Source organism: Pseudomonas sp. PGPR N4 (genome assembly GCF_059693665.1).
Window position 1 is genome coordinate 535,999 of the sequence record NZ_JCAUKV010000002.1, and the last position, 20,073, is coordinate 556,071.

General features: G+C 62.2%; 19 protein-coding genes. 9 read left to right on the top strand and 10 right to left on the bottom strand.

Annotated features, from left to right (window positions below):
• Positions 1–48: 48 nt before the first annotated feature.
• On the top strand, positions 49–501 hold the full coding sequence (locus AC58X1_RS12065) for an EVE domain-containing protein (protein ID WP_101315267.1): 453 nt from the start codon (positions 49–51) through the stop codon (positions 499–501).
• A gap of 153 nt (positions 502–654) precedes the next feature.
• On the opposite strand, the gene AC58X1_RS12070 is transcribed toward AC58X1_RS12065, so the two are convergent.
• A complete protein-coding gene (locus AC58X1_RS12070) occupies positions 655–1,059 on the bottom strand; it encodes a flagellar basal body-associated protein FliL (protein ID WP_101315265.1) in 405 nt (134 codons plus the stop codon).
• Positions 1,060–1,217: 158 nt separating this feature from the next.
• Here AC58X1_RS12070 and AC58X1_RS12075 point away from each other — a divergent pair, with 158 nt between their 5' ends.
• Positions 1,218–2,195, top strand: coding sequence for an NADPH:quinone oxidoreductase family protein (locus tag AC58X1_RS12075; RefSeq protein WP_497428893.1), 978 nt, complete (start codon positions 1,218–1,220; stop codon positions 2,193–2,195).
• Between the two features lie 18 nt (positions 2,196–2,213).
• Here the strand turns inward: AC58X1_RS12075 and AC58X1_RS12080 are convergent, their stop codons facing one another.
• The 5 genes from AC58X1_RS12080 to trxA form a co-directional block, all read right to left on the bottom strand.
• On the bottom strand, positions 2,214–2,864 hold the full coding sequence (locus AC58X1_RS12080; protein ID WP_497428894.1) for a gamma-glutamylcyclotransferase: 651 nt from the start codon (positions 2,862–2,864) through the stop codon (positions 2,214–2,216).
• A 243-nt stretch (positions 2,865–3,107) separates the two neighbouring features.
• Positions 3,108–4,076 (bottom strand): CDP-6-deoxy-delta-3,4-glucoseen reductase, encoded by a 969-nt coding sequence (locus AC58X1_RS12085; protein ID WP_101315259.1) that lies wholly within the window; start codon positions 4,074–4,076, stop codon positions 3,108–3,110.
• The gene (gene ubiD / locus AC58X1_RS12090) at positions 4,076–5,542 is read right to left on the bottom strand and encodes a 4-hydroxy-3-polyprenylbenzoate decarboxylase (protein ID WP_101315257.1); all 1,467 of its coding nucleotides are present in this window, start codon (positions 5,540–5,542) and stop codon (positions 4,076–4,078) included. Before ubiD ends, AC58X1_RS12085 begins: the two co-directional genes overlap by 1 nt.
• 209 nt (positions 5,543–5,751) lie before the next feature.
• Positions 5,752–7,011, bottom strand: coding sequence for a transcription termination factor Rho (gene rho / locus AC58X1_RS12095; RefSeq protein ID WP_101315255.1), 1,260 nt, complete (start codon positions 7,009–7,011; stop codon positions 5,752–5,754).
• A gap of 229 nt (positions 7,012–7,240) precedes the next feature.
• Positions 7,241–7,570 carry a thioredoxin TrxA gene (trxA, locus tag AC58X1_RS12100; protein WP_101315253.1) on the bottom strand — a complete coding sequence of 110 codons (330 nt, stop codon included), beginning with the start codon at positions 7,568–7,570 and terminating at the stop codon, positions 7,241–7,243.
• 242 nt (positions 7,571–7,812) lie between these two features.
• Between trxA and ppx the strand changes: the two genes are divergently transcribed.
• Positions 7,813–9,315: an exopolyphosphatase gene (gene ppx, locus AC58X1_RS12105; protein WP_101315251.1), complete on the top strand. Its 1,503-nt coding sequence runs from the start codon at positions 7,813–7,815 to the stop codon at positions 9,313–9,315.
• Here the strand turns inward: ppx and ppk1 are convergent.
• Entirely contained in the window at positions 9,302–11,557 is a 2,256-nt protein-coding gene (ppk1, locus tag AC58X1_RS12110) for a polyphosphate kinase 1 (RefSeq protein WP_101315249.1), read from the bottom strand. The two genes, ppx and ppk1, sit on opposite strands and share 14 nt — an antisense overlap.
• 19 nt (positions 11,558–11,576) lie before the next feature.
• Positions 11,577–12,587 (bottom strand): porphobilinogen synthase, encoded by a 1,011-nt coding sequence (gene hemB, locus AC58X1_RS12115; RefSeq protein WP_101315247.1) that lies wholly within the window; start codon positions 12,585–12,587, stop codon positions 11,577–11,579.
• Between the two features lie 207 nt (positions 12,588–12,794).
• Here hemB and AC58X1_RS12120 point away from each other — a divergent pair, with 207 nt between their 5' ends.
• Together AC58X1_RS12120 and elbB are read left to right on the top strand one after the other, a co-directional pair.
• The gene (locus AC58X1_RS12120; protein ID WP_101315245.1) at positions 12,795–13,418 is read left to right on the top strand and encodes a DedA family protein; all 624 of its coding nucleotides are present in this window, start codon (positions 12,795–12,797) and stop codon (positions 13,416–13,418) included.
• A 72-nt stretch (positions 13,419–13,490) separates the two neighbouring features.
• Positions 13,491–14,159 (top strand): isoprenoid biosynthesis glyoxalase ElbB, encoded by a 669-nt coding sequence (elbB, locus tag AC58X1_RS12125; protein ID WP_497428895.1) that lies wholly within the window; start codon positions 13,491–13,493, stop codon positions 14,157–14,159.
• A 58-nt stretch (positions 14,160–14,217) separates the two neighbouring features.
• On the opposite strand, the gene AC58X1_RS12130 is transcribed toward elbB, so the two are convergent.
• Together AC58X1_RS12130 and AC58X1_RS12135 are read right to left on the bottom strand one after the other, a co-directional pair.
• Positions 14,218–14,670 (bottom strand): YaiI/YqxD family protein, encoded by a 453-nt coding sequence (locus tag AC58X1_RS12130; RefSeq protein WP_150570429.1) that lies wholly within the window; start codon positions 14,668–14,670, stop codon positions 14,218–14,220.
• Positions 14,671–14,723: 53 nt separating this feature from the next.
• Positions 14,724–16,655 (bottom strand): FTR1 family protein, encoded by a 1,932-nt coding sequence (locus AC58X1_RS12135; protein WP_497428896.1) that lies wholly within the window; start codon positions 16,653–16,655, stop codon positions 14,724–14,726.
• 220 nt (positions 16,656–16,875) lie between these two features.
• Here AC58X1_RS12135 and AC58X1_RS12140 point away from each other — a divergent pair, with 220 nt between their 5' ends.
• From AC58X1_RS12140 to AC58X1_RS12155, 4 genes are read left to right on the top strand one after another with little or no spacing between them, the layout of a single operon-like run.
• Entirely contained in the window at positions 16,876–18,267 is a 1,392-nt protein-coding gene (locus AC58X1_RS12140; RefSeq protein WP_497428897.1) for a COG3014 family protein, read from the top strand.
• A 15-nt stretch (positions 18,268–18,282) separates the two neighbouring features.
• Entirely contained in the window at positions 18,283–18,648 is a 366-nt protein-coding gene (locus AC58X1_RS12145) for a YcfL family putative periplasmic lipoprotein (RefSeq protein WP_150570432.1), read from the top strand.
• 21 nt (positions 18,649–18,669) lie between these two features.
• On the top strand, positions 18,670–19,257 hold the full coding sequence (lpoB, locus tag AC58X1_RS12150) for a penicillin-binding protein activator LpoB (protein ID WP_220632872.1): 588 nt from the start codon (positions 18,670–18,672) through the stop codon (positions 19,255–19,257).
• Between the two features lie 3 nt (positions 19,258–19,260).
• A complete protein-coding gene (locus tag AC58X1_RS12155; protein ID WP_497428898.1) occupies positions 19,261–20,025 on the top strand; it encodes a penicillin-binding protein activator LpoB in 765 nt (254 codons plus the stop codon).
• Positions 20,026–20,073: the final 48 nt, after the last annotated feature.

Genomic DNA, 20,073 nt, shown 5'->3' on the forward strand with positions numbered 1-20,073 from the left:
TCGGTTTCATGCAACTAGTTATTTCAGACTTTGTCAGGAGCAGCGTCCATGGCCTATTGGCTGATGAAATCCGAGCCGGACGAATTGTCCATCGATGACCTCAAACGCCTCGGCGAAGCGCGCTGGGACGGGGTGCGCAACTACCAGGCGCGCAATTTCCTCAGGGCCATGGCGGTTGGCGACGAGTTTTTCTTCTATCACTCAAGCTGCCCGCAGCCGGGCATTGCCGGTATCGCCAAAATTGTTGCAGCGGCGTACCCCGACCCTACGGCACTTGACCCGCAGAGTCACTACCACGATGCCAAGGCCAGCGCCGACAAGAACCCCTGGAGCGCCGTCGATGTCGCCCATGTGCGCACCTTCAAGCCTTTGCTCGGGCTGGGTTTGCTCAAGCAGCAGGCAGCCCTAGAGGAGATGCCGCTGGTGCAAAAAGGCACGCGCCTGTCGGTGATGCCGGTGACCTTGAAGCAGTGGGCTGCGATCCTGACCTTGGCCAAGTAGTGGAAAGCAGAGGGGGCTGCTTTGCAGCCCTTCGCGGGTAAACCCGCTCCCACAGGGATCACAGCGGTTTTGAAACCGAATTTCGACAAACGCCGCTGAACCCTGTGGGAGCGGGTTCACCCGCGAAGGGCCGCAAAGCGGCCCCGGTTGGCTTTACTGCACGATCAGGTTATTGAACAGCAGGTCCTCGACGATCGGCTTGCCTTCCTCGTTCTCCATCACCTGCTGTACCTGCTTCAACGCTTCCTGACGCAGGCGCTCCTTGGCCTCGACGTTACTCATGCTGTCCACGGTCTGCTGGGTGAACAGCGCCACCAGCTGATTACGAATCAGCGGCTCGTGATGCTTGACCGCCGCCGCAGCGGCATCGCCGGTCACGCGCAGGGCCACGTCAGCCTTGTACACGCGCAGCTTGCTGTTGCCATCCAGGGCGTAGTTGCCGACAAAGGGCGGGCTCAGGCTGATATAGGCAACCTTCGGCGCGCCTTCTGCGGCTTCCTCGGCCATCGCCGCCATTGGCAGCATCAGCGCCATAACCATCAAGATCCACGCTTTCACGAATTCGCTCCTCACATACAGTTGGCGCCAGCTTACCCAGCACGTCGCGCAAACCCAAGCCCGGGCTTATGCCGGACCATCAGGGCCGAGCATGCTCGTTGACCGGGCAAGCAGTCCTCCTACACTTATCGGCCATCACCTGCAAAGGAATAGCCCCGATGAAAGCCGTGTTGTGCAAAACCCTGGGCCCGGCGCGCGATCTTGTGCTTGCAGACGTCGCCAGCCCCCAGCCGAAGATCAACGAGGTCCTGCTCGACGTGCACGCCGCCGGGGTCAACTTCCCTGACACGCTGATCATCGAAGGCAAATACCAGTTCCAGCCACCGCTGCCGTTCTCGCCGGGTGGCGAAGCGGCCGGGGTGGTTGCGGCGGTGGGCGCCAAGGCCGGCGCGTTCGAGGTGGGCCAGCGGGTCATGGCGCTGACCGGCTGGGGCGCGTTTGCCGAGCAGGTCGCGGTGCCCTACTACAACGTGCTGCCAATCCCCGACAGCATGGACTTCACCACCGCCGCCGCGCTGGGCATGACCTACGGCACTTCGCTGCACGCACTGCGCCAGCGGGCCAACCTGCAGCCTGGAGAAACCCTGTTGGTGCTGGGCGCTTCCGGTGGCGTCGGCCTGGCCGCCGTGGAGATCGGCAAAGCCATGGGTGCCAAGGTGATCGCCGCAGCCAGCAGCGCCGACAAGCTGGCGGTAGCCAAGGCAGCCGGTGCAGATGAGCTGATCGACTACAGCACAAGCTCGCTCAAGGATGAAATCAAGCGCCTGACCGGCGGCCAGGGCGTCGACGTGATCTACGACCCGGTCGGCGGCGAGCTGTTCGACCAGGCGGTGCGCGGCCTAGCCTGGAACGGCCGGCTGCTGGTGGTGGGCTTTGCCAGCGGCGTGATCCCACAACTCCCGGTCAATCTGGCGCTGCTCAAGGGCGCGGCGGTAGTGGGAGTGTTCTGGGGTGCATTTGCCCAGCGTCAGCCACAGGACAACGCCGCCAACTTCCGTCAACTGTTCGCCTGGCACGCCGAGGGCAAGATCAAACCACTGGTATCGAAAACCTACCCACTGGCCGAAGCCGGCAGCGCCATAGAGCAACTGGCACAGCGCAAGGCGGTGGGCAAGCTGGTGGTGCAGACCCATTGAACGAAGCCTGCGCGGGGGTCAAACCTCGCGCAGGTTATGGCAGCGGCGAAAACGCGCTTCCAGATTGCGATCAGGCATCTGGTGGCTGCGCAGTGCGTTCAAGGTCTGCTCGACATAATCGCGGGTGGTGCCGAAGCGCCCGCTGGCGCTGGCCAGGATCTGGCTCAGCAGCCCATCCGGCAGGTCGCCGGCGTAACACGGCAAGTGCCGCTCCAGCACGAAACCCAAGGCTTGCACCTTGCTGCCATTGTCGAGCCGGCAGGTCAGCCAGTGCGGGCGATAGGCCGGGTACGGCATCTCCCGTTGCCACAGGGCCATCAGCGAGTCATCCAGATTGCCGTCGTCCAGCCGGTAGGCAAAGCCGCTGCACGAGCCGCCGCGATCCAGGCCAAACACCAGCCCCGGGCACTCGGGTGTGCCGCGATGCTCATGCGACCACAGGTACAGCCCGCGATGATAACCGTGCACGCGCGCACGCTGACGTTCGACCGAGTTGCACTCTGGCCGCCAGATCAGCGAACCATAGGCAAACAACCACACTGGCCCGCCACGGTGACGCGACATGGTCGACTGCATAGAAACTGACAGTTGCTCGCGCGTGAGTTGCTGACCAAAGTCCAGCGACGGCGGATAGGAAACTTTCCAGGATAGACTTTCAAGTGCCGACATAAGCTGCCGCCATTATTCCCCGAGAACTTACAATGAGCGCCACTGTAACTCACTGGCGCTGCGCTGGACTTACCGTACGGCAGAAAGGCACCGTATTACAAGCCCTGACGCAGGCAGGAGCAGCCGCAACATGGGCACTGCAGGCGAATGTGCAGTGCTGTTGCGAGTATAGATAAAGTTATTGGCAAGGGCGGTAAGACTTACCGCCTTATAATCAAGTCGAACAACTTTGGTTATTAGCGATCAACCACGCGGGGCGTAGGCAAATACGTCTGCGCGCATGCGATGGGCGTCCATACCGGCTTCGACCAGAGCATCCAGCGTGGCATAGACCATGTTGGGCGAGCCGCTGGCGTACACGTGAACGTCATTGAGGTCAGCGATATCTTCGCAAACCGCCTCGTGGAGCATACCGCAGCGCCCTTCCCAACCACACAGGTCGCTGACCACCTTGTGCAGGAACAGGTTGGGCAAGCGCTGCCACTCGTCCCAGTGCTCGAGCGCGTAGAAGTCCTCAGGGCGACGCACGCCCCAGTACAGGTGCACCGGGTGCTTGAAGCCGTTGGCCCGGCAGTGCTCGATCAGGCTGTGCATCTGGCCCATGCCGGTGCCGGCGGCGATCAACACCAGCGGCCCATCCGGCAGCTCGGCTAGGTGGGTGTCGCCAAACGGCATCTGAATACGCGCCAGGCCGTCGCGCTGCAATTGCTCAATCAATGCCACCGAGCTGGGCTCGCGAGCCAGTACGTGCAGCTCCAGATCCCGCCCGGCATGCGGCGCGGAGGCCAGCGAGAAGGCCGCCTTGTCGGCGCCATCGCGCTCGATCATCAGGTATTGGCCGGCGTGGTAGCGCAGTGGCTTGCCGGCCGGGGCACGCAGGCGCACGCGCCAGACATCACCGCCAACCTCGATGCACTCGCTGACCGTGCAGGCCAGCGTGCGCAGTGGCAGCTCGCCCAGGGCCAGAACGCCGTCCCAGAGCAGCACGCAGTCTTCCAGCGGCTCGGCAATGCAGGTGAACAGCTCGCCGTGATCGCGCACTTCACCGTCCTGGCGCACCCGGCCTTCGACCAGCAGCGCCGCGCAGACATGGCAGTTGCCATTGCGACAGCTGCTCGGGCAGTCATAGCCCAGGCGCCGCGCACCATCAAGAATCCTTTCACCGGGCTCCAGCGCCAGTACCGCCCCGGAGGGCTGCAACGTTACCTGCATCAATCTATTCCCAACTGATCCCACAGCTCATCGATACGGCGGGTGACGGCATCGTCCTTGACGATGACCCGGCCCCATTCGCGTGTTGTCTCGCCCGGCCACTTGTGTGTGGCGTCCAGGCCCATCTTCGAGCCAAGCCCCGACACCGGTGAGGCAAAATCCAGGTAGTCGATCGGCGTGTTGTCGATCATCACCGTATCACGCTTGGGGTCCATGCGCGTGGTGACGGCCCAGATCACGTCGTTCCAGTCGCGGGCGTTGATATCGTCGTCGGTGACAATAACGAACTTGGTGTACATGAACTGTCGCAGGAACGACCACACACCGAGCATTACCCGCTTGGCATGGCCTGGGTACTGCTTCTTGATGGTCACCACCGCCATACGGTACGAGCAGCCTTCCGGCGGCAGGTAGAAGTCGGTGATCTCCGGGAACTGCTTCTGCAGGATCGGCACGAACACTTCGTTCAGGGCCACACCCAGAATCGCCGGCTCATCCGGTGGCCGGCCGGTATAGGTGCTGTGATAGATCGGATTACGCCGATGGGTGATGCGCTCGATGGTGAACACCGGGAAGCTGTCGACTTCGTTGTAGTAGCCGGTGTGATCGCCATACGGGCCTTCCGGGGCCATCTCGCCAGGGTGGATAACCCCTTCAAGGATGATTTCCGCCGTGGCCGGCACCTGCAGGTCGCTGCCGCGGCACTTGACCAGCTCGGTACGGTTACCGCGTAGCAGGCCGGCAAAGGCGTACTCGGACAAGGTATCCGGCACCGGCGTGACCGCGCCAAGGATGGTCGCCGGGTCGGCGCCGAGCGCCACCGCCACCGGGAATGGCTGGCCCGGGTGCTTCTCGCACCACTCGCGATAGTCCAGCGCGCCGCCTCGATGGCTCAACCAGCGCATGATGACTTTGTTGCGGCCGATCACTTGTTGGCGATAGATGCCCAGGTTCTGCCGCTCTTTGTTCGGCCCGCGGGTGACGGTCAGGCCCCAGGTAATCAGCGGCGCAACGTCGCCCGGCCAGCAATGCTGAATCGGCAGCTGGCTGAGGTCGACGTCGTCGCCCTCGATCACCACCTCATGGCACACCGCGTCCTTGACCACCTTGGGCGCCATCGACACGACTTTCTTGAAGATCGGCAGCTTCGACCAGGCATCCTTGAGACCCTTGGGCGGCTCGGGCTCCTTGAGGAAGGCCAGCAGCTTGCCGATCTCGCGCAGCTCTGCAACCGACTCGGCGCCCATGCCCATGGCGACCCGCTCCGGTGTGCCGAACAGGTTGCCCAGCACCGGGATGTCGAAACCGACAGGCTTTTCGAACAGCAACGCCGGGCCCTTGGCACGCAAGGTGCGATCGCAGACTTCGGTCATTTCCAGGACGGGTGAAATCGGAACCTGGATGCGCTTGAGTTCGCCGCGCTGCTCCAGGCCACGGATAAAGTCGCGCAAATCGCGATACTGCATGCGTAAGCCTCGTGTTGGCCGTATCGGTCGGGGTGCAGAGTGTAGCGCCGATCAGGCTTTTGTAGGATGCCAAAATGACTTGGGGCCGCTGCGCAGCCCTTCGTGGGTAAACCCGCTCCCACAAGGTTCGATGTAATCCCTGTGGGAGCGGGTTTACCCGCGAAGGGGCGCGCAGCGGCCCCAAATCTTCAGCGTATTAAGCGCGAAGCTTACTTGCGCTTCATCGACAGGAAGAACTCGTCGTTGGTCTTGGTCTGCTTGAGCTTGTCGATCAAGAACTCGATAGCGGCGATCTCGTCCATCGGGTGCAGCAGCTTGCGCAGGATCCACATGCGCTGCAGCTCGTCATCAGCAGTCAGCAGCTCTTCACGACGCGTGCCCGACTTGTTGATGTTGATGGCCGGGAACACACGTTTCTCGGCGATACGACGGTCCAAAGGCAGTTCCATGTTACCGGTACCTTTGAACTCTTCGTAGATCACTTCATCCATCTTCGAGCCGGTTTCAACCAGCGCGGTGGCGATGATGGTCAGCGAGCCGCCTTCTTCGATGTTACGCGCAGCACCGAAGAAGCGCTTTGGCTTCTCGAGCGCATGGGCATCGACACCACCGGTCAGGACCTTGCCGGAGCTCGGGATGACGGTGTTGTAGGCACGGGCCAGACGGGTGATCGAGTCGAGCAGGATGACCACGTCTTTCTTGTGCTCAACCAGGCGCTTGGCCTTTTCGATGACCATTTCGGCAACCTGCACGTGGCGGGTTGGCGGCTCGTCGAAGGTCGAAGCAACCACTTCGCCGCGCACGGTGCGTTGCATCTCGGTAACTTCTTCCGGGCGCTCGTCGATCAGCAGAACGATCAGGTGGCACTCGGGATTGTTACGGGTGATGTTGGCAGCGATGTTCTGCAGCATGATCGTCTTGCCCGCTTTTGGCGGAGCGACGATCAGGCCACGCTGGCCCTTGCCGATCGGCGCGCACAGGTCGATCACACGCCCGGTCAAGTCCTCGGTGGAGCCGTTGCCGGCTTCCATCTTCAGGCGCTTGTTGGGGAACAACGGCGTCAGGTTCTCGAAGAGGATCTTGTTCTTCGCGTTTTCTGGACGGTCGTAGTTGATCGTGTCGACCTTGAGCAGCGCGAAGTAACGCTCCCCTTCCTTTGGCGGGCGAATCTTGCCAACGATGGTGTCACCGGTACGCAGGTTGAAGCGACGGATCTGGCTGGGCGAGACGTAGATATCGTCAGGGCCGGCCAGGTAGGACGCATCAGCCGACCGCAGGAAACCGAAACCATCCTGGAGAATCTCCAGCACGCCGTCACCCGAGATCTCTTCGCCGCTCTTAGCGTGTTTTTTCAACAGGGCGAAAATCACGTCCTGCTTGCGCGAACGGGCCATGTTTTCAATGCCCATCTGTTCGGCCATTTCTAGCAGATCAGTAATCGGCTTTTGCTTGAGTTCAGTCAGGTTCATAAGGGGAGTGGACGTAATCATGTAAGAAGGGAGAATTAAGCTTCTGGCTTAATGAAGCCGCGCCGCAAGAAGGCGACAGGATCGCGTACTGATTCGAATTGGGATGCTTCGGCGACGGCGTGCAGGGGGCACTTGAAGAAACAGTGCGAAGCCGAATGTAACACTTGCTTTTTTGCGCGTCTAGGGTTCGCAAAAAGAAAAGCCCCGGATTTACCGGGGCCTTTTCACATCACAGGTTGGCGTCGATGAACGCAGCCAGTTGTGATTTCGACAGCGCGCCGACCTTGGTTGCCTCGACGTTACCGTTCTTGAACAGCATCAGCGTCGGGATGCCACGCACGCCGTGCTTGGCCGGGGTTTCCTGGTTGTCGTCGATATTCAGCTTGGCGACGGTCAGTTTACCCTCGTAGGTAGTGGCGATGTCGTCCAGGACTGGAGCGATCATCTTGCATGGGCCGCACCATTCAGCCCAGTAATCGACCAGCACCGGGCCTTCTGCCTTCAGGACTTCAGCCTCGAAGGTGGCGTCGGTGACATGTTTGATCAGGTCGTTGCTCATGGATATCTCCAGGTGGAAAGCAAAATCGTGGCCCATCATAGCTGCACCGGCTGGCTACAGGAAGTCGCGGACGATTGAGTGTAACTATAGTGGAGCAAGACACCCCGCATCGAAACTGTCACACAGGTGTCATACGATCCGTGCGCACCTTGCTTTGCATCAAACCTTGCCCAGCCACGCGTTGGCGTATGCCCGCGTTCGTGGCAGGATTGCCAGGTAACCGACCGAGAATCTCGAAAATCATGCCGCAGAACTCCGCGAAGAACCTATCCCTGATCGCCGCCATCGACCTGGGCTCCAACAGTTTCCACATGGTCGTGGCCAAGGCCCACCACACGGAAATCCGCATTCTTGAGCGGCAGGGCGAGAAGGTTCAGCTGGCCGCCGGTATCGACGAAGAGCGCCGCCTCAGCGAAGAAGCCATGCAGCGCGGCCTGGAGTGCCTCAAGCGCTTCGCCCAGCTGATCAACGGCATGCCCGATGGCGCCGTGCGCATCGTCGGCACCAACGCGCTGCGCGAAGCGCGCAACCGCAACGAATTCATCCAGCGCGCCGAAGCTATCCTCGGCCACCCGGTCGAGGTCATCTCCGGCCGTGAAGAAGCGCGCCTGATCTACCTCGGCGTGTCGCACACCCTGGCCGACAATCCGGGCAAGCGCCTGGTCGCCGACATTGGTGGCGGCAGCACCGAGTTCATCATTGGCCAGCGCTTCGAGCCGTTGCTGCGCGAGAGCCTGCAAATGGGCTGCGTCAGCTATACCCAGCGCTACTTCCGCGACGGCAAGATCACCCCGGCGCGCTACGCCCAGGCCTACACCGCTGCGCGCCTGGAGCTGATGAGCATCGAAACCGCCCTGCACCGGCTGACCTGGGACGAAGCGATCGGCTCGTCCGGGACCATTCGCGCCATCGGCGCGGCGATCAAGGCTGGCGGCCTGGGCAACGGTGAGGTCAATGCCGAAGGCCTGGCCTGGGTCAAACGCAAGCTGTTCAAGCTGGGCGACACCGACAAGATCGACTTCGAAGGGGTCAAGCCTGACCGCCGCACGATCTTCCCGGCGGGCCTGGCGATTCTCGAAGCCATTTTCGATGCACTCGAACTGCAACGCATGGACCACTGCGACGGCGCCCTGCGTGAAGGTGTGCTGTTCGACCTGCTTGGCCGCCATCACCACGAAGACGTGCGCGAGCGCACCCTCAATTCGTTGATGGAGCGCTACCACGTCGACCACGGCCAGGCCGCGCGGGTCGAACGCAAGGCGCTGCACGCGTTTGATCAAGTGGCCAAAGACTGGGATCTGGAAGAAGGCAACTGGCGCGACCTGCTGAGCTGGTCGGCCAAGGTCCATGAGGTGGGCCTGGACATCGCCCACTATCACTACCACAAGCACGGCGCCTACCTGATCGAGCACTCCGACCTGGCCGGTTTCTCGCGTGAAGACCAGCAGATGCTCGCGCTGCTGGTGCGCGGCCATCGCCGCAACATTCCCAAGGACAAATTCGCCGAGTTCGGCGATGAAGGCAGCCAGCTGATTCGCCTGTGCGTACTGCTGCGCTTTGCCATCCTCTTCCACCACATCCGCGGCACCCAAGAGATGCCCAAAGTGGTGCTGCAAGCCCACGAAAATAGCCTGGAAGTAGTATTCCCGGACGGTTGGCTGGAACAGCACCCGCTGACCCAGGCCGACTTCGCCAACGAGGCGGAGTGGCTGGCCCGGGTCGGCTTCGTCCTCAGCGTACGTTGAGGACCGGGTTGCTCAGGCGCTCCAGCAGGGTCGCCTGAGCACTGCGCGGGTTCTGGTTGCCGGTTGGCGTGCTGCGCACGTAGCGGCCGTCGGACTGCAGGATCCACGCCTGAGTGTTGTCGGTCAGGTAGCTTTCCAGCTCCTTTTTGACCCGCAGCAGGTGCTTCTTGCCCTCGACGGGGAAGCAGGTCTCGACGCGTTTATCGAGGTTGCGCTCCATCCAGTCGGCACTCGACAGGAAGATCTGCTCTTCGCCGCCATTGAGGAAGTAAAACACCCGCGTGTGCTCAAGGAAGCGGCCGATGATCGAGCGTACGTGAATATTGTGCGAAACCCCGGCGATGCCCGGGCGCAGGCAGCACATGCCACGCACCACCAGATCGATACGTACACCTGACTGGCTGGCCTTGTACAGCGCGCGGATGATCTTCGCGTCGGTCAACGAGTTGAACTTGGCGATGATGTGCGCCGGCTTGCCGTCGAGCGCGCACTGGGTCTCGCGGGCAATCATGTCGAGCATGCCCTTCTTCAGCGTGAACGGCGCATGCAGGAGCTTTTTCATGCGCAGGGTCTTGCCCATGCCGATCAGCTGGCTGAACAGCTTGCCAACGTCTTCGCACAGCGCGTCATCCGAGGTCAGCAGGCTGTAGTCGGTATACAGACGGGCGTTGGCGGCGTGGTAGTTGCCGGTGCCGAGATGCGCGTAGCGGACGATTTCGCCCTGCTCGCGACGCAGGATCAGCATCATCTTGGCGTGGGTCTTGAAGCCGACTACGCCGTAGATCACCACCGCGCCGGCCGCCTGCAGGCGGCTGGCCATCTGCAGGTTGGACTCTTCGTCGAAGCGCGCACGCAGCTCGATCACCGCAGTGACTTCCTTGCCGTTACGCGCTGCGTCGACCAGTGCGTCGACGATCTCCGAGTTGGCGCCGCTGCGATACAGGGTCTGGCGCACGGCAAGCACGTGCGGGTCTTTGGCTGCCTGACGCAGCAGGTCGACCACCGGGGTGAACGACTCGAAGGGGTGCATCAGCAGGATGTCCTGCTTGCTGACCACGCTGAAGATGTTTTCGGCGTTCTGCAGCAGCTTGGGGATCGCCGGGGTGAACGGCAGGTACTGCAGTTCCGGGTGGCTTTCCAGGCCGGTGATGCTGAACAGCCGGGTCAGGTTGACCGGACCATTGACCTGATACAGCTCGTTCTCGCTCAGACTGAACTGCTTGAGCAGGTAGTCGGACAGATGCTTGGGGCAGGTGTCGGCGACTTCCAGGCGCACCGCATCGCCGTAGCGACGCGAGAACAGCTCACCACGCAGGGCGCGGGCAAGGTCGTCGACCTCTTCCGAGTCCAGCGCCAGGTCGGCGTTACGGGTCAGGCGGAACTGATAGCAACCCTTGACCTTCATGCCCTGGAACAAATCATCGGCGTGGGCGTGAATCATCGACGAGAGGAATACGTAGTTGGCACCGGTGCCGCCTACCTCCTCCGGTACGCGAATCACCCGAGGCAGCAAACGCGGCGCGGGGATGATCGCCAGGCCCGAATCGCGGCCGAATGCATCGACCCCTTCGAGCTCGACGATGAAGTTCAGGCTCTTGTTCACCAGCAACGGGAACGGGTGGGTCGGATCGAGGCCGATCGGGGTGATGATCGGCGCGATCTCATCGCGGAAGAAACGCCGCACCCAGGTCTTGATCTTCGGCGTCCAGTTACGCCGACGAATGAAGCGAATGTTGTGCTTTTCCATCTCTGGCAGCAGCACGTCGTTGAGGATCGCGTACTGGCGATCCACTTCGTGGTGCACCAGCTCGCTGATCCGGCTCAGGGCCTGATGTGGCTGCAGGCCGTCGGCGCCGGCCAGCTCACGGGCAAAATTGATCTGCTTCTTCAGGCCGGCGACGCGGATCTCGAAGAACTCGTCGAGGTTGCTAGAAAAGATCAGCAGGAACTTCAAGCGCTCGAGCAGCGGATACGACTCGTCCAGCGCCTGTTCCAGCACGCGGAAGTTGAACTGCAGCTGCGAGAGCTCGCGATGAATGTACAGGCTGCTGTCGTCCAGCCCAGGCACCGGGATCGCCGGCGCCGGCGCAGGGGTCGGCGCGGCGGTTTCGAGCGCAGCGTCGGCAACCGCTTCGACCACAGGCTCGGCCACCGGCTCAAGGTCTGGCGGCGTTTGCGTCAGCTCTTGCGGTAGCGCTTGAGCATCCTTGATGTCGACCGGGGATAGCACTTCGTTATTCATCTGACGTTCCTGAAGGGCGTTACTGCCCTCTCAACAATTGGGCGGCGCGAACGGCGAAATAAGTGAGAATGCCATCGGCGCCTGCACGTTTGAAAGCGGTTAGCGATTCGAGGATCACGGCCTCGCTCAGCCAGCCATTCTGAATTGCCGCCATGTGCATGGCGTACTCGCCGCTGACCTGATAGACAAAGGTCGGCACCTTGAACTCGGTTTTGACCCGGTAAACGATATCCAGGTATGGCATGCCTGGCTTGACCATGACCATATCGGCACCTTCGGCCAGGTCAGTGGCCACTTCGTGCAGGGCCTCGTCGCTGTTGGCCGGGTCCATCTGGTAGGACGCCTTGTTGGCCTTGCCCAGGTTCAAAGCCGAGCCTACCGCATCGCGGAACGGGCCGTAGTAGGCACTGGCGTACTTGGCCGAGTAGGCCATGATGCGCACGTTGACGTGGCCGGCGACTTCCAGCGCCTCGCGGATCGCGCCGAGGCGGCCGTCCATCATGTCAGAAGGCGCCACCACTTGCGCGCCAGCCTCGGCGTGGGACAGCGCCTGGCGCACCAGCGCATCGACGGTGATGTCGTTCTGCACGTAGCCGTCTTCGTCGAGGATGCCATCCTGGCCGTGGGTGGTAAACGGGTCGAGGGCAACGTCGGTGATCACCCCAAGCTCCGGGAAGCGTTCACGCAGGGCGCGGGTAGCGCGCTGGGCAATGCCATCCGGGTTCCACGCTTCGGCGCCATCCAGGGTCTTTTTCTCGACCGGGGTTACCGGGAACAGTGCCAAGGCCGGAATCCCCAGGTCCACCCAGGACTGCGCAGCTTCCAGCAGCAAGTCGATCGACAAGCGCTCGACACCTGGCATGGACGGCACTTCTTCTCGGCGGTTTTCACCATCCAGAACGAATACCGGCAAGATCAGGTCATCGACCGTCAGGGTGTTTTCACGCACCAGGCGACGGGAAAACTCGTCGCGGCGATTGCGACGCAGACGTGTGGCAGGAAACATACGGTTGGCGGGGGTAAAGCTCACGGCAGACTCCTGAGCCCGCGCAGGCGGGCAGCGCGACAGTTATAAGCGGCCATTATGACGCCTGTGTTACACCCTTGGGCAACCCTGCGACGTGTCGCCACAGGCAATCACCATGTAGGAATTGTTCACGTCGAGACACATTTGGACACTTTCCCCACGGCCCGCGAAGGGGTAGGCTGCGCGTTCATTTCGCCAGCACCCCAGAAGATGCTTCAACAATTCCTGCAGGATTTCGGCTACTTTGCCCTTTTTCTCGGCACATTTTTTGAAGGTGAGACCATCCTGGTGCTTGCGGGATTTCTTGCGTTCCGCGGTTACATGGACATCAACATGGTGTGCGTGGTGGCCTTCTTCGGCAGCTATGCCGGCGACCAGCTGTGGTACTTCATGGGCCGCCGCCATGGCCGCGCAATCCTGGCGCGCAGGCCGCGCTGGCAGGCCATGGGCGACCGTGCCCTGGACCATATCCGCCGCCACCCGGACATCTGGGTACTGAGCTTCCGCTTCGTCTATGGCCTGCGCACGGTGATGCCGGTGGCAATTGGCTTGTCGGGCTATCCGCCACGCCGCTACCTCTTGCTCAACGGCATTGGCGCTGCGGTGTGGGCAGTGGCCCTGGGCGCTGCCGCCTACCACTTCGGGGCGATCCTCGAAGGCCTGCTTGGCAACGTCAAGAAGTACGAGCTGTGGGTACTTGGCGGCCTGCTGGTGCTGGGCCTGCTGCTGTGGCTGCGCCGGCGTTTTCGCACCCAGCGCGCCGAGCGCAAGGCGGCCGCCGACGCGGCTGCGACCGAGCAGCTGACGGACAAGCCAAGCCCACCGCAAGAATGAACATGCCGCTGTTGCCGTGATCCTAGTAAAGTGCCAAGCAACAATTGGCGCCTGGACTCTGGAGAAACAAGCATGACAAAAAAAGTGGCGGTGATTCTTTCCGGCTGTGGTGTCTACGATGGCGCTGAAATCCACGAAAGCGTGATCACGCTGCTGCGCCTGGACCAGCGCGGCGCGCAGGTGCAGTGCTTTGCACCAAACATCCCCCAACTGCATGTAGTCGATCATCTGACCGGTGAGCAAACCAGCGAGACTCGCAATGTGCTGGTCGAGTCGGCGCGGATTGCCCGCGGCCAGGTCAAGGACATTCGCGAAGCAGACGTCAGCGAGTTTGACGCGCTGATCGTGCCCGGCGGCTTCGGCGCTGCAAAAAACCTCTCCAACTTTGCCGTTGAAGGTGACAAGTGCACGGTTCAACCAGACGTACTGGCGCTGGCCGAGGCCTTCGCCGAAGCCGGCAAACCGGTCGGCCTGATGTGCATTTCGCCAGCTCTGGCAGCGAAGATCTACGGCCCAGGCGTGGTCTGCACCATCGGTAACGATGCCGGCACCAGCGCGGCGGTGGTGAAGATGGGCGGCACCCACGAAGAGTGCGATGTACATGACATCGTCGAAGACACCCAGCGCAAGCTGGTGACCACCCCGGCGTACATGCTCGCTACCTCGATCAGCGATGCGGCCAGCGGCATCTACAAACTGGTCGATCGGGTGCTGGAATTGACCCACGCCAACGACCACTGAGCCGCCCTGCAGCGCTGGCCCAGGCCGGCGCTGCGTGATGCTGTGATCAACGTCGTAATCAGCCCCTCGCGAGGCGGGTCAGGATGCGATCGAGGGAGTTGGCGAACTCCTGCTTCTCTTTCTCGCCGTAAGGCCCCTGGCCACCACTGGCCTGGCCCTGTTCACGCAGCTCGGTGAACAAGTTACGCGTCGCCAACCGGTCGGCCATATTGCGCTCATCGAACTCACGGCCACGTGGGTCGAGCGCCGCCACGCCGTTTTTCACAAGGCGGTCGGCCAAGGGGATATCGCTGCAGATCACCAACTCGCCCGGTACGGCATTCTCGACCAGATAATCATCGGCGGCATCCGGTCCGCTCGGCACCACGATCAGCTTTACGCAGGCGAATGCCGGCTTGATCTGCGCTTGGCCGGCGACCATCACCACCTCAAGTTTGCGCTTGAGGGCAAACTTTACGATCAGGTCCTTGGCTGCCTTGGGGCAGGCGTCGGCATCGATCCATATACGCATTGCTGCATTCTCATCGGCTGTTAATCACTGCACCCAGTGTGCCAGATCGCAGCTCAACTGGCCGCAGCGCGGCGCCGCTCGACCAGCCACGAGCGGCCATACAGCAGCGCGATCGCGCTCAGTGCCAAGGCTTGTGCCGCCAGTGAGTAGGCATCGGCATGAATGCCCAGCCAGTCGAATTCAAAGAACGCCACCGGCCGCGTGCCGAGGATGCCTGCCTCTTGCAAGGCCTTGATGCCATGCCCGGCGAACACCACCGACAGTGCGCACAGCAGCGCGGCGTTGATGCTGAAGAACAGCGCCAACGGCAGCTTGGCCGAACCGCGCAAGATCACCCAGGCCAGGCCCACCAACAGCACCAGCGCGGTGGCACCACCGGCCAGCACAGCGTTGTGCCCGGCAGGCCCTGATTGCAGCCACAGGGTTTCGTAGAACAGGATCACCTCGAACAGCTCGCGGTACACCGAGAAGAACGCCAGCAAGGCAAAACCAAAGCGCCCGCCGCCGCCGACCAGGCTGCTTTTGATGTAGTCCTGCCAGGCCGCAGCGTGGCGCCGGTCGTGCATCCACACGCCGAGCCACAGCACCATCACGCTGGCAAACAGCGCGGTGCAACCTTCGAGCAATTCGCGCTGAGCACCGCCAACGTCGATCAGATACGCCGCTACCGCCCAGGTGGCGAAGCCTGCGACCAGTGCCAGCGCCCAGCCAACGTTGACGCTGCGCACCGCAGATTGCTGGCCGGTATTGCGCAGGAAGGCCAGGATCGCGGCCAGCACCAGAATCGCCTCGAGGCCTTCGCGCAGCAGAATCAACAGCCCGGAGATGTAGCTCAGCGACCAGCTCAGGCCATCGCTGCCAAGCAGCTTGGCGGCGGCGTCGAGCTTGACCTTGGCCTCGCTCAGGCGCTGTTCGGCCTGGGCGAAGGGTAGGCCGTCCTGCAACGACTGCCGATAGGCCATCAGGGCCTTCTCGGTGTCTTTGCGTACTTGGGCATCGATGTTGTCGAGGGAGCTTTCGACCAGCTCGAAACCTTCCAGATACGCCGCAACCGACAGGTCGTAGGCCTGGTCATGATCGCCGTCGCGATAGGCCGCCAGGCTCTTGTCGAGGGTGCTGGCGGTGTAGTCGAGCAACTGCGCCGGGCCGCGCTTGACCTGCGGCGGCTGTGCACGCTGGGCGCGAAACGCAGCGACGGCCTCGGCGCTGTGGCTGGCGGCGACTTCTGCAGGGGTCTGCCGGGCCAGATCAGCGAGGTTCCAGGCCGGGGCGCCAGCAGCGGCCTGCGGCTCGGCGCTGAAGCTGGCAACAAAGGCCGCTACGTCCCAGCGCTGACGCTCGTCGAGCTGGTCGGCAAACGAGGGCATTTCGGTGCCTTCGATGCCTAGGCCAAGGGTGTTGTAGAGGTCGAACAGGCTGAGCTGATCGAGCCGGGCGACGTCGCGCAGGTTGGCCGGCGCTGGCTCCAGACCGAGCCCGGCCGGGCCATCGCCGGCACCACTGTCACCGTGGCAGATCGAGCAGTTTTGCGCGTACAGCGCGGCGCCGCGGGCAGGATCAGGGGTGATTATCGGGGCCTGGCTGACCTCATAGGCAACCGCCAGACGGGCACCGAGCTGGCGCGCCTCGCGAGCAACGGTAGGGCCGTCCTGGCGCTGGTCGATGGCGGTGCGCAAGGCCTGTACGCCCTGTTCGAGGGCATCACGTTCGGCGTGCGCTGGCAGGTTTTTCACCAGTTCGGCGAGCACGCTGCTGAATTCCTGCTGCTCGCGGTACTCACCGTCATCGACCACCCTGCCCTCGCGCACCGTTGGCGGGTAATCCGCGCCAATGTAATCGAGCAGGTGCAAGGCCTTGGTCGCCTCTGCAGGGGCTTCGGCCATGGCCAGCGTGCTGCACAGCGCCAGCACTGGCCACAGCAGCCAGGCGAGTAAACGGGGACGGGAAGTCATGGCCGATCTCGAGGGGAATACGAAAGAGAACATTGTTCACTTCCACTCGCGCCTGCTCAAGGGCTGCCGGCAGATTTCACGAAAAATCTTGTAACAGATTAGCGACCGGGACCAGCGCAACCTAATTCAAGTCTCCATGCCAGCAAAACGCCACCTTGTGCTTATAATGTCGCGCCTTTGCCTTTGTTCCCCCGCAATCACGGGCCGCGCTGGCGCAGGACGCAGTCCATCCATTCAGGGAAGAACAACACCGATGGTCCCCCGCGCAGTACTTCTGGCAGCGCTTATCGCCGTCACGCAACTGACCGGCTGCGCTGTGTTTCGCAGTTACGACAGCGAGCTTCAGGAAACCAACCAGCAGCTTGTCGCCGGCAATGTCGACGCTGCCCTGGCTCTGCTCGAGAGCAACAACAAGAGCGACGTCAAAGACCTCCTCTACTACTTCGAAAAAGGCGAGCTGCTGCGTTCCAAAGGTGATCTGCAGGGTAGCCAGCAAGCCTGGCGCGTGGCCGACGGCGTGGTCTTCGAGTGGGAAGAAGCAGTCAAACTGGACACTGAAAAGTACCTCAGCCAGTTCGCCAGCTATCTGGTCAACGACAAGGTCCGCCGCTACCAGGGCTACGACTACGAAAAGGTCATGCTGACCACCCAGATGGCCCTGAACCTGCTGGCGCAGAACGATTTCGCCGGCGCCCGTACCGAAATCAAGAAGACCCACGAACGCGAAGCGGTCATCGCCGAGCTGCGTGACAAGCAGTACCTCAAGGGCGAGCAGGAAGCCGAACAACAAGGTGCCAGCACCGAGTTCAAAGATCTGAAGGGATATCCGGTGGCCAGCCTCGACGACCCTGAAGTGGTCAGTCTGAAAAACAGCTACCAGAGCGCGTTCAGCCATTACCTGTCCGGCTTCGTCTACGAGGCCCTTGGCGAGAAGGGCCTGGCCGCGCCGGGCTACCGCACTGCAGCCGAGCTACGGCCGAAGACGCCATTGCTCGAGCAAGCCCTGCTCAACCTGGATGGCAAGCAAGCCAAAGCCGGCGAGAGCGATGTGCTGATTGTAGTCCAGAGCGGCCTGGCACCGGCACGCGACTCGATGCGCATCCCGCTGCCACTGACGATCGACGGTAATCTGGTGATCACCACGCTGTCGTTCCCGGTGATAAGGGAAGACAACAGCACTGCGCGCTTTGGCGAGGTCTACCTGAACGACCAGGCTGTCAGCCTCACTTCACTCAACAACACCAGCGCCATGTCGCGCAGGGCCCTGCGTGACGACATGCCGGAGATCATCCTGCGCACCAGCGCGCGCGCGGTCAGCCGCACCCTGGCGCAAAAAAAGCTGAACGAGGTCGACCCGCTGGCAGCCCTGATCGTGGGCATTGCCGCGGCAGTGGTCGAAGGCGCCGACACCCGCACCTGGCGCACCCTGCCCAACCAGACCCAGGTCGCCCGCGTGCATCTGGCCCAAGGCGAACATCGCCTGAGCCTGCCGGCGATCCTCGGCAGCGGTACGCTCAAGGTCAAGATCGACCAACCCTACCAAGTGATCAGCCTGCGCGTGCTCGGCCATCAGGTGTTCGCCAGTGGCGCCGCCATACAACTGCCGCAGCCGGCCCAAGCGCCGGTGCTTGCCAACCTCAAATAATCTCAAGGATCGAACATGCGTTTAATCTGCATCGCTCTTGTCGCCGCCGCCCTCCTGGCAGGCTGCGCCAGTCCGCCCGAGCCAGGCAGCGCCGCCAGCAAGGTGGTGACCATGGGCCAGCTCGACGACTTTGACATTGGCCCGACGCGGGTGGCCCGCGAACGCGGATTTCTCACCGTCAAGGTCGCCATCAACAACACCAGCCGCAGCAACCAGACCCTTTACTACCGCTTCGCCTGGCTGGGCGACGACGGCTTCCCGGTAGGCGATGAAGAAAGCTGGAAGACCCTCACTCTGTACGGCAAGCAGGCCAGCTTCCTGCCCGCCATCGCCCCGGTTCCGCAGGCGCGCGACTTCCGCCTCGAAGTCCATACCCGGTAATCATTTTCAGGAGCACTTTTGATGTTTGCACGCATTACCCTCGCCGCCCTCACCCTCGCCTTGCTCAGCGGCTGCAGCACGCCGTCACCAGGCCTGGGCAGCAAGAACATCAGCTACGGCGACACCAAGGCAGTCGAGCTGATTACCAACGAATTCGGCTCCACCGACCTGCAGATGATCGCCGAGAGCATGACCCGCTCGCTGGCCCAGTCCGGCGTGCTGCAGGGCCGCCCGGTGGTGCAGGTGTATGACGTGAAGAACAAGACCAGCGAGTACATCGATACCCGCGAGATCACCACCACGATCAAGACCCAACTGCTCAAGACCGGCGTTGCCCGCTTTGCCAGCGACAACACCGACATGCAGAGCCAGGTCGACCAGCTCCAGTTGCAGAACCAAAGCGGCCTGTACAAAAAAGCCACCGTCGCCAAGACGGGCAACATGATCGCCGCGCAGTACCGCCTGGAAGGCTCGATCAGCTCCATCGTCAAACGCAGCAGCGATTACAAAGACGTGTTCTACAAGTTCAGCCTGCAGTTGGTCGACGTCGAAAGCGGCCTGGCTGAATGGATGGACGAAAAAGAAATCCGCAAGACCACGGAGCGCTAAGCGATGCGTACATGGATGGCAGTCATCGCTATGGCTTGCGCATTTTCTGCGCAGGCGGCGCCCAAGGTCGCAGTCACCGACCTGGCCTATCAGGCGCAGGTGGAGGAATACATCCACAGCGTCAGTGCGCACAACAGCGGCCAGGCGAGCCCGTACAGCGCCAGCCACTCGGCCAGCTACAGCGAGTACGAGAGCAGCAAGAGCTACATCGAGCAGACCGAGCTGCGCAATTTCGGTGGCGACATCAAGGGCGCAATCCTCAAGGGTGGGCTGTTCCAGCTGGTGCAGGGCAAGCCTTACACCAGCCGTTCCAACGACGATGTCTACGACGTGATCGCCCGGATCAAAGCCGGCTCGTTCCCAGGTGCCGACTACGTGCTGTTCGGCACCCTGTCGGATATCGACTTCCAGAGGGACATCAACGCACTCGACCACACCGACAGCTACTCGGCGGTACTGGCCCTGAGCGTGGTGGCTGATTTCAGCCTGATCAATACCCGCACCTACGAGATCACCTCGGCCTTCACCGCCATGGGCGAGGGCCAGGACACCAAGCTGGTAAAACGCCAGGATACCCGCGTGACCCTAAACCGCCCGCGGGTGGTCCGCGAGGTGTCCAGGGAGCTGGGCATGGATGTAGCGCGGCAACTGGCCGAGCAGCTGGCCGGCGAAGTGTCGGCGGCGCCAGCGCGAGAAGGTGTGCAGAGCAACTTGCCGCCGGATGAACCGGCGCAGATTTTGCGCTTAGGGCTGGATACGCCCTGTTGAAAAGCGGGCGGGCCTTCACTGCCTGTCAGACATCACTGGCTCGCACTA